A 15,011-nucleotide genomic window follows, 5' to 3' on the forward strand; every position below is an offset into this window, starting at 1 on the left:
CCGCCCGACACCGCCTTTATTCTGATTATAGTCCCGACACTTCAAGGCATTTACACCGTCTTTGGCCACGGAACGGGTTCCGCGGGTAACGGTCCCGTACAGAGGGTTTTCCCGGATCATGGGAAACGAATTTCAACACCTCGTTGTCGAACTTCGCATATGTATACAGACCGACAGCTTTTGCAGATGACCACACTCCGCGCCCGAATCCCTTCATCCACAGCAGGGTATGCTCATACGTTTGGACGAAGACACAGCCAAGGACTTGGCTCCCTCCGCCCATTTCGAAACCGTCAGGATCCCCGTCTTGTCACCCTCCAAGCCGGGGACCTCGGCATTGGTGGAATCGACCATGAGCAGGTCCACGCCCGACTGCTCCTCCTCCGGGAACAGCACGCCGCAGTCGGTCAGCAAGATGTGGCCGTTGTACTCGATCACATTCATATTGCGACCGATCTCCCCCAGACCCCCAAGCGGGACGATAAGCATGGAGCCCTTGCGGTACTTGGAGAGGCGCCACCAAATACTGCCCGGCCTGAGTGCACTTGTCACAGGCGATGGCGCCGTCACTTTCAGGGCTGATTCAGATCAGCCCGGCAGCCTTCATGCCCTTTCGAGCAAGAGCCACCTGATCCTCATCGGGACCCAGATTGGGCAGCCTCATGGCGGTCTGATCCAGCCTGCCGGCCGCCTTCAGGGCAGCCTTGGCCATGACCGCCTGCTGCCCCTGGCCGTTCAGAGCCTGGACCAGCGGGTCCAGACGCACGGCCAGATCCCGTGCGCCATCCAGGTCCCCGGCATCGAAGTCGTCGGCCAGACGCTTCATCGGTCCGGAGGCCACGTGGGCAATCACCGAAATGACGCCGACCGCACCCAAAGCCAGGAAAGGCAGAAAAAGCCCGTCATCACCTGAATACCAGGTCAGGCCGGTCTCCCGACGTTTGCGGGGCATGGAAGCCAGGTCGCCCGTAGCATCCTTGACGGCCTCCACATGCGGCAATCCGGCAAGACGACGATAGGTATCCACAGTCACGTGCAACCCGGTCCGTCCAGGCACATCATAGAGGATAACCGGCCGATCAGCCGACCGGCAGACCGAACGGAAATGCGCCACCACACCATCCTGGGAAGGCCGCGAATAGTAGGGCATGACCACCAACAGGGCATCCGCCCCGGCCTCCTGGACCATCTCCACCATGCGCACCGTGTGCGCCGTGTCATTGGAGCCCGCACCCGAAATGACCGGCACATCGACGGCATCCTTGACGGCCTTGACCAGGTTGACCTTCTCCTCCATGTGGGTGACGGGAGACTCGCCTGTGGTGCCGTTGACCAGGATGCCGTCGGCCCCATCGGCCACCAGGGTGCGGGCCAGATTGGCGGCAGCCTCGTAATTCACGGATCCGTCTTTGTTCATAGGCGTGACCATGGCGGGGATCACCCGGCCAAATGGGGCAGAAGGAAGCAGATGGGCAACGGTCTCAGTCATATCTTCACGCTCCTTGCAGACGGGGATGCTCTTGCGGATATCAGAACAGATAGTGGTCCAGGCCTACAGTCAGTCCGGGAATACTCCCAGCACGGCGCACGGCCAGGAGGACTCCGGGCATGAAGGAGACGCGCTCAAAGCTGTCTGCGCGGATGGTCAGTTGCTCGCCGGGGTTGCCCATGAGGATCTCCTCGTGCGCGTTCAGGCCCCGCAGCCGGACGGCATGCACATGAACACCGTCAACCACCCGGCCCCTGGAAGCATCAGCCTGCTGGGTCGCGTCGGGCATGGGACCCATGCCAGCCTGACGGCGGGCTTCGGCAATGGCGGAAGCAGTACCCAGAGCCGTGCCAGAGGGGGCGTCGACCTTGTCGGGATGGTGCATCTCGACCACCTCGGCCGACTCGAAGTAACGGGCTGCCATGGCTGCGAATCGGTCAGCCAGCACCGCAGAAATGGCGAAGTTGGGAGCGATGAAAACGCTGAGCCCGGGATGTCCGTCCAGGGCCTGCCTGACCTGGTCCAGGCGCTCCTTGGTCCAACCGGTGGTGCCGATTACGGAGTGGACCCCCTGCCCTATCAGGGTCAGGGTGTTGCTAAGGACGGCATCGGGGCTGGTGAAGTCGACCGCCACATCCGTGTTGCTCGGATTGATGGCCGCCGGATCATCGCCCGGGCCCAGCAGCAGGGCCGTCTGCATATCCTGCGCGTCATTCAGAGCACGCACCACCTCGGTTCCCATGCGTCCGTCTGCGCCCAGCACCGATACGCGAATCATCGGCTGCCTCCTTCTCGACTGTTCATTTCATTTCACTGTGCATTTTCGGTCTTTTTCACGACCATACCCCTCCTGCGGCTCCTGGCCCAGCCCAACAGGGCCAGAGGGACAGCGCAGCAGGTGACCACCGCCGGAATGGTCATGCCGCCGTGGGGTCCGAACTGATCCAGGGCGACTCCAGCCAGGGTGGATCCCAGGGAGGTGCCGATGGATCCGCCGGTGGACAGCCAGGAGAGCCCCTCGGTCAGGGCCCTGGCATCCACGTTCTCGCGCACGATCAGGTTGCCGGTGGCGAAGATGGGCGAGACGCACAGGCCGGTCAGCACCTCGGCCAGACCCAGCAGGATCAGATTGTCCATGACCAGGCGAAAGACCACATAGCCCAGGGTCAGCAGCACCAGGAAGGTCGTCAGATAGCGCCAGCGGGATCCTTTGAGCCTGACCGAGCCGAAAATGAGCGCCCCGCACAGGGAACCCAGGGCGAACAGGGCCAGCTGCAGACCCACCGCACCCTCGCGGCCCATGGACTTGGTCAGGGCGGTCACCGAGACGTCCACCGCCGAGAAGCTCATGTTGAAGACGACGAAGATCACCACCAGCAGAAGGATGCCCGGGTAGACCAGAGCCGAGCGGGAGCCCTGGTGGCTGTCAGTGTCACTGGGCAGGACGTCCCCATGGGTGTCCACCGGCGAATGATCCGCCGCAGACTGGTTAACGGTCTCCATACGAACGACGGCCGGAGGCTCGGTGGAACGCATGGCGAAGAAGGTCAGTCCGCCGGCCAGCAGGGCCAGGGCAGGCAGGTAGAGCTGGGAGACCGGGCTGACCGAGGTTGCCAGGTAGGCGGAGAGGATGGGGCCCAGGATGAAGACGCACTCGTCCAGGCCAGACTCCAAGGCGTAGGCGGTGTTAAGCAGATTGGTCTTGTCATCGCGCAGCACCCAAGCCCAGCGGGTGCGCACCAGGGCTCCGAAGGCGAACTGGGTCAGGCCCATCAGGGCCGCCAGCACAAAGAGCACTCCCAGGGGAACCCGGCGCATGGCACCCACGGCAAATCCCAGGATGGCCAGAGCCTGCACGATCAGGGCGGTCACGCCGACCCGACGCTGGCCGAACCGGTCGAACAGGCGGGCGTAGAAGGGGGTGACCAGGGCCGCGCAGAGCGTGTAGACGGCACTCATCAGACCGGCCGAGGTCCAGTTGTCATAGATGTGGTTCAAGGCCAGTACGATGCCCAGACCCATCATGCCCAGGGGCAGGCGGGCCAGAACGGCCGACAGGCAGAAGCCGGCGGCGCCCGGATAGGTGAACAGGCGCAGGAAGGGGGATTTAGCGGCCGCCACGGTCACCGTCCTTGCCCAGCTGGTCGCTCACACGGCCGCCGTAGATGAAGATGTCGTCGATTCCCTCGAAGAACTGCGGGTCGTCGGAAGGGTCGCGCCCGGCGAAGGCTGCATGGTCCCGCCCCTTGAGCTCGGCCAGCCGCTCCATGCCCTGGTGATCGTAGAAGCCCACATCGCAAGAAGAGTCCGTATGCAGGTAGAAGCGCTCGATGCCCGCCTGGTCCAGATGCTCCAAGGTGTCACGCCACAGTGCACCGCCCACGCCGCGGCCCCGGGCACGGCTGGAGACCAGGAAGAGCCTCAGTTCGGCCTGGGGCGGGACTGCCAAACCGCACTTCTCTTCCAGCTTGACCTCGGTCAGCTGCCACTGGCGGGCTCGGTCCAGGGTCTGAGCGCCCAGCGTCGTGGCGGACAGCTGCTGGTCCACTCGGTCCAGCTCCTCTTGGGCCTGGGGGAAGCACAGTTCGCCACGCCCCTCGGCCAGCAGGGTCACCCCCAGAAAGTTCTGCCCATCAACGGCTATCCGGGCCCTGGTGGCACCCACGAGGTAATGCAGGATGAAGTGGGCGGCACTCAGCCGCGAAACAGTCCCTTCAGGATCCTCCTGCACCTTCCAGGTGGCGTCGAAGGTCCCCACCAGGTCGGGCATATCCGCCCAGACCATAGGTCTTATTTCCACGCTCCCCCTCCGCTGGGAGGCCTGGTCGTGACTACTGGACGTTGTCATCTGTCTCATTGCTCCATTCGGGCGTGCCCGGCCCCTCGACGGCCCTTGGCCGTCTGCCGATCGCCTGCTGTTCATGATTGCTGATGCGCGGCACCCATCGCCCTTGTCCGGCGGGGTCTGCCGCAGACTCAGTCCTCGTCCGACTGCTCGGGTATGCCCTCGGCCAGGGATGTGAGAATTTCTTCTTCGGTCCTGGCACGGGCCCTGATGAGTCGATCCTGGGGCCGGTCTTCGCTTACATAATAAAGGCAGGCGTCGATGGTCGACAGGCCGATACCCTCCAAGCGTGACAGGAGCAGCCGGTAGAAGTCCAGCTGAACCAGACGGCGGTTGGTCGACTCCTCCCCACGGGGTCGGGCTCCGGTCTTCCAGTCCACAATCGTGTAGCGCAAATCCGGGCGATCCGGGTCCAGTCCGCCTGCGAAGACCGCATCCAGCTTGCCCTTGACGATCTGGCCTGCCAGCACCGCGACGATGGGCCGTTCCACCCAGACGGGGGTGCGCTGGGCCCAATCGGACTCAGCCAGTCGCTGCTCCCAGGTCAGCAGACGGGCCTTAACGGGATCGGTCTTGGAATCCAAGGACTCCCGCTCCTGGTCAAGCCCGGCCAGCATGCGGGCCCTCTCAGCCATGGCACCAGGACCCAGCGGACCATCAAGCAGATTCGGTGCTTCCGCCTGATCCGGCAGGTCCACCAGTCCTTGGGGGGCGGAAATCTCGGGCAGGATGAAGCGCCTGGCCCAGTCGTGGAAGCGGGTGCCCGCCTCGGCCTGCGGGGAGGCCACCTTGGGTATGGGTCTGACCAGCCCCTGCCAGTAGTCCCTCTCCATCTTGGGATTGCCCCCTGCCGAACCGGCCTGGATGGCGGTGACACTGCTAGCCCCATGCCCCAGGATCCGACGGCCGGTGCGCCGCAGCAGATCCAGGTCCGTGAGCAGCTGGTCGTCAGATACCCCCAGACGACCCGTGCTGACCTGGAGGACACGGACTGCATTGGCATAGAGCCCGTCATCGCCCTCCTCAGGGATCTCCTGGTCGCCTGGTTCCCCGGCGCGCGCCCAGGCGGCCGAGCGATTCAGGGCCTCGCGTGTGCGTGCATTCAGAACCGGAGGCCAGAGCGTCTGATCACGCTCGCCGTCTCGGGCGGCGACCTGGTCCACCTCTTCCAGGGCACGGTCGACGATGGCCTGACGGTAGGACTGGGCGTTCTCACCGACAAAGAGCCCCAGGGGTGGCGTTGGCTGACCCTCCTGGGCGTCCTCTGCCTGCTCCAGCTTGACCGCATCGGGCTCTTCCTGGAAGAGCTCCACCAGTTCGGTCCAGAAATTGGAGGCCTTATCCGGGTCCGGAGCCGGCGTGTTCAAAGCGGCAGACTCCGCCTGGGAATCCTGGCTGAAGGTCAGCAGAAGATCATGCCGGGCCCTGGTCGCCGCCACGTAGATCAGCCGTCGCTCGTCGTCCAGCAGCCGACGGCCGTACTGTTCGCGCTGAGAGGGGGCGATGGCATCGGCCCGGACAGTGCGGGCCTGGTCGTCCAGCCCGCTCTCCCGAGACAGGCCCATGGCCTCCTCCTCCAAGCCCACAAGGTCCAGCCGACCCAGCAGGTCTTCGGGGTCAGCTCCCAGGGGGGCATCATGAGGAAAGCGGGGCAGGATCATGGCATCAGCCCGGACCGGCACCGGCACGGACTGAGGATCGACCAGCCAGGTACGAGCCGTGCAGTTGTACTGGTAGACCGGGCCATCCGGGGATTGGACAACCGGCTGGTCCGAGGCTGGCTTGACCGTGAGCCGGTCGCCCTGGCTGCTGGGGAATGCTCCACGCTTGAGCCCGACCACCGCTACGGCATCCCACTCCAGACCCTTGGCCTGGTGGACGGTCATCAGGGCCACGTCGGCCTGTCGGTCGTCCCCGTCAGTGGGCATTTCAGGGCTCTGGTCCAGGGAGGACAGCCAGGAAACGAACCCACGTAGGCTGGGCCCCAGGCCCTGGGGCAGCTCGGACAGATAGACATCCACCTGGTCCAGCAGGGCCTGAATGCCTGCCTTGGCCTGGCTGGGCTCAAGCGGACGTTCAGGATTGGCCAGGGAACGGGCCAGCACCAGGTCAACGTCCAGGTCCAGGGCACGGATGGCGGCGATGACCACCTGGCGCAGGGGGGCCGAGGACTCGGCCTGGACCTGGCAGATGACCCGGGCGGCTTCGGCGGCCAGGACCCGTCCCCTGGCAGAGAGCCCGGAGTTCTTCAAGAGGTCTGGCAGGTCATCACGCAGAAGCAGGTCCACCAGGAAGACGTCGTTGGGAACCTGGTCACGGTAACGGTGTAGATCCTCGCGACGGCGGCGCGGATCGGGGTCGGACTCGACCAGTCCGGCCCGGACCAGGGCCCGGTACTGGCTGTCCTCGTTGACCTTGGCGGCCAGGGAGGCCAGAGCACTCAGATCGGCCGCGTCCATGCCGAACCGGGCCGAGGCCAGCAGGCGCATCAGGGAATCGCTGTCGGTGTGGTCGCATATCAGGGAGAGCAGGGCCCGCAAATCCATGACCTCGGGCCGGTCGAAGAGAGAGGAGTACCCGACGACCTGGCAACTCAGTCCCGCAGCCTCCATGGCCTGACGGTACCTGGGCAGGGCGGCCTTGGAGCGGAAGAGGACAGCCACGTGCGGCGCGTCACCTTGGTTGCCATAGAGCTCGCGGGCCCTGAGGGCGAACCTGACCACGCCATCGATCTCCTGGCCACCGGTGCTGTAGCCCAAGAGACCCACGGTACCCGGGTCAGCGTCCTCACGGGGACGGAGCCTGGCCACGTCCACCTCGCGCAGTTCCGCTTCCGACCGGCTCTCCTGGCCCCGATGGCGCAAGGGGACGGTCAGCTGGTTGGCGGCCTTGAGCACCCAGCTGGAGTTGCGGAAGGTGCGCGACAGGGTCAGCGGGTCCTGGTCCTGCGAGCGCCCAAAGGCTGTCACGCCAGACAGAGGCCCGCTGCCGGAGTCAGGTCGGTCGGCCAACATGCCGAACTGGGCCTGGAAGGTGCGGAAGGCCCCGGGACTGGCCCCACGCCAGGCATAAATGGACTGGAAGGGGTCGCCCACGGCAGTCACGGCCGACCTGCCGGGAGCCTGGTCCGCACTCCCCTGATTCTCCTGCCGATTCTGCGGGTGGAAGATAGCCGCCAGAAGCAGGGCCTGGGTGGTGGAGGTGTCCTGGTATTCATCCAGAAAGACGTGGCTGTAGCGGCGTCTCAGCTGGGCGCTGATGGAGGGGAAACGCTCGACCAGCTGGAAGGCGGCCAGGGTGAAGTCGCCGAACTCGGCCATGTTGGCCTGGCGCTTGGCACGCTGGTAGTCCTGGACAAGGGTCAGCAGCTTCTCACGTGTCAGGACGGCCCGTCGCATGGCATCCACCCGGTAGAGGCGGATGTTCTGCCGCTTGTCTCGGAAGTCCTTGATTTTACCCTGATAGTGCTCGTCGGTCTCCTTCTTGCTTCGCTTGGGCGGTGACGTGCTGACTGTGGGCTCGGTGTCCGGCACGGGCTGGTCGCCGATGAGCTGGTCCGCACGATCCACAAAGGCACGGTCCCAGGCGCGAATCCGCTCCACTGCCTGGTCGAAATCCGGGCAGTCGCTGCTGATCATGGAGGTGGTCACCGCCCCGGTCAGCCCCAGAACCCGGTTGACCGTGGTCGAGAAGGTCGCGGAGCCCAGGTCGTCGGAGTCGCCATCCTGGGCCGAGGCGCCGGCGGGAAAGATCAGATCCAGATGGTCGGCGACCACCTGGGAGGCCAACTGGTAGGCTCCCGCTGAACTCAGGGGACGGGTGTCCTGATCCATACCCACCAGTAGGCCGTACTGGCGCACGATGGACTGGAAGAAGGCGTCATAGGTGGACACGGTCGGCTTGAGGAAGTTGCGTTCGGGATCCACGCCCGAGGCGCCTTTGCCCTGGTCGCGTCGGATGACCGCCGCCCCAACCCTGGACTGGAGTTCGGAGGCAGCCTTGCGAGTAAAGGTCAGTCCAAGAATCTGCTCGGAGGGCACTCCGCGACGTATCAGGGCGATGATCCGGCTGGTCATGGTCATGGTCTTGCCCGAGCCGGCACCGGCCACCACCAGAAGATCCTCATTGACATCCGCATCGACGATGGCGGACTGTTCGGCAGTCTGCTTCATTCCTGATCCTCCAGTAGATTGGGCGCCACCAGTTGCCATGCCTGACATTCCTGGCCATTGCTGGCCCGATGGCAACGGGCAGGGTCGAAGACCGCATCATCCTGGCCAGCCGTCAGCTTGACCCCGGCAGCGAAGAAGACCCTGGCTATCATGGTCAGCCCCCATACAGCCTGGGAGGAGACTCTGGAGGCTCGGACCATGGCCCACAGGTCCGCATCCACCCCGGGCGGAACTTGATCCGGCAGGTCCGCAGGCTCGGCCTTGGACTTGAGCGGGGAGGGCATGCCGGTTCTGGGCTGAGCGACAGTGACCAGCCTGTCACGCTCGAACAGTGGCGGCTGGTAGGCCATCTCCTCCCGGCGCAGCCCCGTCTGCACATCCTTGGGCGGGGCCTGCAGCTGCAAAAGCAGGGACTGACTCAGCTTCATCCCCTCGGTCCTGTCCAGATCGGGAGCCTGGGGCAGGCTCCAGGCAGCCCCCACCTCCGGTCTGCTGCCGGGTGTGGGCGGGAAGGCCAGGCCCAGCTGATAACAGACCAGCTGCAGATCGTTGAAGAGCTGTCCCTGGGTATAGGGGACCCTGCCGGTCTTGTAGTCCACCAGCCGCAGACGGATGCCCTCGGGCAGGAACCTGACCTCCAGACGGTCTATGCGGCCGGTCAGCCTGACCGTGGTCCTGGCATCCAGGGCTGAAGGGAAGCCGTCGACCAGGCCGGACATCAGGGCGAAGAGCCCGTCGGCATCCAAGGGCCTGTCAGGGAAAGTGGCCTTCCAAAGAGGGACCAGGTCCTCCATGGACAGGCTGACATCGAAGGATCGCTCGCTCTGCACACCCAGCAGATCACCAACCGGTACCGGGCTCTTGCCATCCAGGCCGTATTCGGAATCCGAAGAGTGGACGAAATAAGAGGCCAGGTTGTCCAGGATGGACTCCACCCGGCTGCTGCGGCCGCGCTGGTCATAGAGCTCGTCTGGGTCCCGCAGGCGTTGTTCCTGGGGAGCCAGATCCTGGTAGATGCCCAGAAGCGCATCCCGCACCTGCTGCTGGCGGGCATCAGGATCGCCCTGGCCGGGACGGTCCAAACCCTGGGCTGTACCCTCGCTGGCCACCTTGTGTATCAGTGAGCCGAACTCCGTGGGCACCCTGGATGGGGATGGGCCGGAGAACTGATCGCCCAGGGCCCACTCCAGGGGGCAGTTCCAGATGGCATCGACCGCCGAGGGCGAGAGCAGAACCACCTGGCGGTCGGATCGGTGTTCATGGCGGTGCCCATGACCCCGGTCACCGTTTTGTATTCGATCTGCCTGCCCGGCTTGATTGACGGAAGCAGGCGCGGTCCGGGAGGCATGGTCTCTTTCAGTAACCGATGCGACGCCCGCGGCAGCGGTCACAGCCCTTGACACGGCAGCCTGTTCAACCGAAACCTCTTTATCCGGGACTTGGCCAACTGCGGACTGTTTATCTGGGGCATGCCGGTCCGAGGCCGGCCCAACCGTGGACTGCTCGTCTGGGACATGCTGATCCAATGTCGGCTCGGCAACACCATCCTCATCATTGTTGTCATCATTGTTGTAGAGGAAAGGCCAATGACGTGGATCGGCCGAATCCTGGCCCTGGTCGGCCAGCAACCGCAAGGTTTGCACGGCATCGTCCACTCGGTCACGGTCGACCTGGTCCTGCGGAAGCAACGCCTGGACAGCCAGGATGGATCGGGCGGCCGCAGTCAGGCCCCTAGGAGACACCTCCAGTCCCCCATAGCGCTCACTGCCGCCTGAGCCAGCGCCGACCATGCTGAACTCGGCCTGACTCATATCGGCGGTGCGTGGATAGCGTTCGGGCAGGTAGCCGTAGAGAAAGTCTGAAGGAACCAGGTCATCGTTCCAGACCGCACTGATGCGCACCTGGGTTCGGGCCCGGGTCAGCGCCTCCAGAAAACCCTTCTTCTCGGCGTAAAGGATGGAGCGCAGGGCAGGATCGTGGCTGAGCGTGTCCGCCAGGGGGTCACCAATGCGGTCGTGCAGGACCAGGTCGGCCAGCTCCTCGGCTCCGAACATGGTGTCGCGGGGAATCAGATTGGGCCAGACACCGTCCTGGACAGCGGGCAGCCAGATCAGGGGCCAGTCGGTGGCCAGAGCTGCGGCGCCGGCGGGTGTGGTCAGAGTGACGGCGTGCTCGATAGGCCCGATCCGCGCCAGGGAGTCGGCCTCGATCTGCATGGTGCGCACCTGGTCCATGAAGGCCTCGACCGTGGGGAAACGACGGGACCCGGCCGCGTACTGGAAGAGCCGCATGAGCGCGTCCAGACGGTCGTTGGCCTCCTCCCCCTCCTGGGTGGCCATCAAGGCCCTTCGCTGCCAGTCGTCGGCAAGATCCAGGCTCCGCCAGGCCTCCCAGAGCACATATTGGGGCTGACGGTCCTCAAGGACGCTGGTGCGGCTGGCCGTCAGACGCAGAACCTGCAGGGCCTTGTCCAGGACCTGAACGTCAGGATCCTCCCGGCGGCCCCCGGCGATGGCGGTCATGGTCTCCAGGATGATTCCCGAGGATCGGTCATCCGGGTCCAGAACCAGCAGGGTCTCCAGGGCTTGGACAGAGAGAATGGCTGGCCGTTGAACATCCCGGTCGCCCAGATCCACGGGCTGATCGGGGGCCGAGGCAGTGGAGAAGGGACCAGACCCGCCCACCGGCTCGACGGAGTCATGCCTGGTCAACAAAGAATCGTCGACACTGATACCGGATGAACGATCCCGCTGAGCCCGCCGCTCGGCCAGATCCTCCACCCAGCTCTGCCAGGCCTGTCCCAGGAGCGGCAGGTCCTGCAAGGAGCGCGACGAGTCCGCCTCGCTCCCCTGCTGGCCGGACAGGGGGGCCAAGGCGGCCATGGTCTCCATGATGGACTCCAGGCGTTCCATCCTGACGGGACGCTCTGCACGAGCGGCAGTGGCGGGAACACGGAAGAGGGGGCCGGCCATCAGGGTGCGCAGGCGCGAACGGATCCAGGCGGCCACCTGGACCGGATCGTCCGGGTCGCTTCCGGCGGTAGTGGGATCCAGTACCGACTGGGCCAGCTCGACCAGGGCAAAGAGACCCTGGATGGCAGGCTCCTGGCTGAGCGGACGGGTCACCGAGGAGAAGCGCACCGGCACACCCTGAACGCGCAGCTTGCGGCCCAAGGTGCGCAGGGTCATGTTGTCGTGGGCGATGACGGCCATGTCGTTCCAGTCACGCTTCTCGGCCAGAAACTCGTGCTTGATCTGCCAGACCAGGTCGTCGTCCTCCTGGTCGGGGGTGTGGAAGAGCCTGGTCTGCACGCTGCCGTCGCGGATAAGACTGTCTCCGTCGGTCAGTGGCGCCACCGGTCCGGCGCCGGGCCAGGCGGGCAGCTTGCCGGGTCTGGCCGGCAGGGGGGTGTCGTTCTCCTCGACCCCGGCGATGCCCAGGCTGACCCTGGCAGCCACCAGATCGGCGTAGGAACCTGGAGCCGCCGGGTCGGGCCCCTGACCGCTTTCGGTATGCTCTGCGGCTGCCTTCGGAGCCACCATCCTCCGGGGTTTCAGGGTCACGTTGGCGGCGCCCAGACAGGCGAAGTCCCGGGCCAGAAGGGGGGCGGAGGCACCTTGCATGGGCTTGGACAGGGCTGTCAGGCGAGTGGCCAAGAATTCCGGGTAGGAGCCGCGGAAGGACTGGACCGACTGGTCGGGATTGCCCACCAGAAGGAGTCGGCAACCGGCCTGGTTCAAACCCTGCAGCAGGTCCATACCAGCCAGGGTGATGTCCTGCCAGTCGTCCACGACCAGCAGGTCAGGCAGGTCGTCATCAGCCAACCCGTCCAGGCTACGGGAGGCTTCGACCATAAGCATGGAGGGGTCCAGACGGAATTCATCCGGGTAACTCTCGGTGATGCTCTGGCGGTATTCGTCCTCCAGGGCGAAGGCCAGCCGCCACTGCAGACCCAGGCGGTCGCGGCGGTCGGGGTCCATGGGCTGGACTGCAAGGGCATCAAGAAGCTGATCCCGGTCCCCTCTGTCCAGTCCCAATTCCGTCATGCGTGCAAACATGTCCCGCAGCTGGGCGATGAACCTGTCGGCGACCCCGACGACCCGTCCCTGTCCGTCGCCGATCAGGACGGAGGACCAACCCGCCCCGTTGCGGAAGTAGCGTTCCAAGAGTCGGCAGACCGCGCAGTCGTCCCCGGCCTGGACATGCTGCAGGTGAGCAGTCATGACCTGCCTGAGCAGGGCATCCTCCTCGGCGCCGTTGAGCAGCCTGGGCAGGAGCGGATCGTGGCCACCCTGGGCCAGTCGGGACCGTGTCAGCAGGCGAAAAGCCAGGGCTTGCAGGGTGCCCACAGGTCGGGTGCGGTCGGACCTGCCCCGCTTGAGAATGACCTGACGGCTGACCTGGTCGGCCGCGATCCTACCTGATACGGCCATACTGGCACCGTCGCCGAACTGCTCCATACCGGCCAGCAGGGCCTGAGTAGCCAGCTTGGTTTTGCCGCTGCGGGGAGGACCAGCCACCACCAGGGCCCGGGTGGGCCGGCCCTCCTCGTTCTGGAGCCGATCGCCGATAAGGGCACGGACCGGTTCCATGGCCTCTTGCGGATCCACCGGTGGCTGCTTGCTCATAGCTACAAGAATAGGGTCCGGCATGGTCCATCTACAGGGTCCGGAACCCGCTGGTCCAGGACTGTCCGCGAGAGGTTGAAAGGATGCCTGATCGGGAGCGTCGTGCTGTTATCGTGGATAGCAGTTCTCAGGCAGTCCTTAGGAGGTGATGTCCCTTGCAGCAGAATGGTTCCCAGGCCCGACGCCCAGGTGCGGTTCCATCCATGGACGATGCGCCAGTGCTGCCCGGGCTGCGGCTTATGCGCCCCTTGGACCTGGGAGGCACCGCCGCCGTCTACCTGTACGAACAGGAGGGGCTCAACCGACCAGTGGCGGTCAAAGTGGCCCTCCAAGGCAGCATGGATCAGCAGACCCATCAGCTCTTTCTGCGCGAGGCCAAGACCATGGCCAAGCTCTCCACCCACCCCTGCATCCTGAGCATCCACCAGGCCCTGGTCAGCGATGACGGGCGGGATTGCCTGGTACTCGAATACGCCCCGGGCGGCAGCTGCAAGACCATCATGCTCAATGGGGGCATGGGCCAGCAAGGCGTGCTGGACCTGGGAGTACGCATGGCCTCGGCCCTCTACTGCGCCCATGAACGGGGGATCCTGCACCGGGACGTCAAACCCAGCAACTTCCTGATCACCGACCAGGGTCTGCCCGTCCTGGCCGACTTCGGCATCTCCTCGGGCATCTATGGAGGCGAACGGGCCGGCGGGCTTTCCATACCCTGGGCGGCCCCCGAGGTCCTGGAGAACCGCTCAGGAGGATCCGAGGCAAGCGACATCTACTCCCTGGGAGCCTCGCTCTTCGGCATGCTGGCCGGCCGCTCCCCCTACGAGTACGCCTACCGGGCCCGGGATGAGGATCACCTGGCCCAGCTGATCCTGACAGCGGAAACCCCGGTTCTGCACATGGGCGAGGCCTCCCCTATGCTGGCCGCCGTCCTGGAGAAGGCCATGGCCCATGACCGGGACGACCGCTACTACTCGGCGCTGGAGTTCGGCCGCGCCCTCCAGGAGGTCCAGCAGCAGCTCTACGGGCATGCAACACCCTTCATCGGCGAGGGAATCGATCCCTACCCCGCGGCGGATGCACGCTCACACGCCCGGACCGGGGCCATCGCAGGCCGAGGAGAAAATCGACCAGAGAATAAGGAGTCCGGCCACCCCTGGACCGAGGCAGGGGCCATCTCCCAACCACTTCTGCACCCAGACAGGGAGGCGGTCCCTGATCATGGAGACAGCCAGGCCAAGTGGTTTCCCGGCGGCCGCCGCCGTCTGATCCTGCTGGCACTGATTCTCGCTGCCGTCCTGACCATAGTCCTGGTCTACGCCCTGATTGTCGGCCTCCCGAACCATTTCGAACGCGGTTCACAGCCGACTACGGGCTCCTCCCAGGTCCAATCCCAACAGGTGCAGTCCCCGGACCCGACGGATTCGAGTGACCCCCAGGATCTGCAGGAGGGACCGGTTCCCTCGCCCACCCAGGGTCAGGGCCACTACCAGGGCACCACGGCTGTTTTCACCTGGGCCAATCCCGATCCCAAACCGGGAGACACCTATGTTTGGCATCTCCTTGACCAGGGCGGCGCCGGAGACCGTGGCCGCAGCGTGCAGACCCGAGAGCCGACCGCCCGCATCGACAGTCCGCAGGGGGGCCAGACCTGCATCAGCGTTACCCTGGTGCGGGCCGACAGGAGCATGTCCCAGGAACCCACCATCATCTGCGCCGTCCAATGAACCCTCGGTGGATGAATTTTCACATTCGACCACCCCGACTTTCACAGACCGCCAGGACCTGGCAAACCAGCTAAAATCAGTCGTCAGAGAGAGCATCGACGGCGGTCCGGGATTAATTAAAAGGCAAAGACATAGGTCAGGCATCCTGGCCCG

7 protein-coding genes and 1 pseudogene are annotated in these 15,011 nt (G+C 65.1%); 1 reads left to right on the top strand and 7 read right to left on the bottom strand.

Features of this window, described 5'->3' with window-relative positions; translation table 11 throughout:
* Positions 1-345: 345 nt before the first annotated feature.
* The 7 genes and pseudogenes from AACP62_RS08375 to AACP62_RS05535 form a co-directional block, all read right to left on the bottom strand.
* A pseudogene (locus tag AACP62_RS08375) lies at positions 346-576 on the bottom strand (RNase J family beta-CASP ribonuclease); the annotation flags it as partial.
* A gap of 7 nt (positions 577-583) precedes the next feature.
* Complete coding sequence (dapA, locus tag AACP62_RS05510) at positions 584-1,489, bottom strand: 4-hydroxy-tetrahydrodipicolinate synthase (RefSeq protein ID WP_029677801.1); 906 nt, start codon at positions 1,487-1,489, stop codon at positions 584-586.
* Positions 1,490-1,529: 40 nt separating this feature from the next.
* A complete protein-coding gene (gene dapB / locus AACP62_RS05515) occupies positions 1,530-2,267 on the bottom strand; it encodes a 4-hydroxy-tetrahydrodipicolinate reductase (protein ID WP_029677800.1) in 738 nt (245 codons plus the stop codon).
* A gap of 32 nt (positions 2,268-2,299) precedes the next feature.
* Positions 2,300-3,610: an MFS transporter gene (locus tag AACP62_RS05520; protein WP_044097634.1), complete on the bottom strand. Its 1,311-nt coding sequence runs from the start codon at positions 3,608-3,610 to the stop codon at positions 2,300-2,302.
* Positions 3,597-4,337, bottom strand: coding sequence for a GNAT family N-acetyltransferase (locus AACP62_RS05525; RefSeq protein ID WP_044097633.1), 741 nt, complete (start codon positions 4,335-4,337; stop codon positions 3,597-3,599). Before AACP62_RS05525 ends, AACP62_RS05520 begins: the two co-directional genes overlap by 14 nt.
* Before the next feature lie 128 nt (positions 4,338-4,465).
* Positions 4,466-8,506: a UvrD-helicase domain-containing protein gene (locus AACP62_RS05530; protein WP_339346935.1), complete on the bottom strand. Its 4,041-nt coding sequence runs from the start codon at positions 8,504-8,506 to the stop codon at positions 4,466-4,468.
* Positions 8,503-13,134, bottom strand: a complete 4,632-nt coding sequence (locus AACP62_RS05535; RefSeq protein ID WP_339346937.1) for a PD-(D/E)XK nuclease family protein — start codon at positions 13,132-13,134, stop codon at positions 8,503-8,505. Before AACP62_RS05535 ends, AACP62_RS05530 begins: the two co-directional genes overlap by 4 nt.
* A gap of 155 nt (positions 13,135-13,289) precedes the next feature.
* Here AACP62_RS05535 and AACP62_RS05540 point away from each other — a divergent pair, with 155 nt between their 5' ends.
* Complete coding sequence (locus AACP62_RS05540; RefSeq protein ID WP_339346939.1) at positions 13,290-14,858, top strand: serine/threonine-protein kinase; 1,569 nt, start codon at positions 13,290-13,292, stop codon at positions 14,856-14,858.
* Positions 14,859-15,011: the final 153 nt, after the last annotated feature.

Origin of the sequence: Bifidobacterium apis, from assembly GCF_036986835.1 — a bacterium.
Taxonomy (GTDB): Bacteria; Actinomycetota; Actinomycetes; order Actinomycetales; family Bifidobacteriaceae; genus Bombiscardovia; species Bombiscardovia apis_A.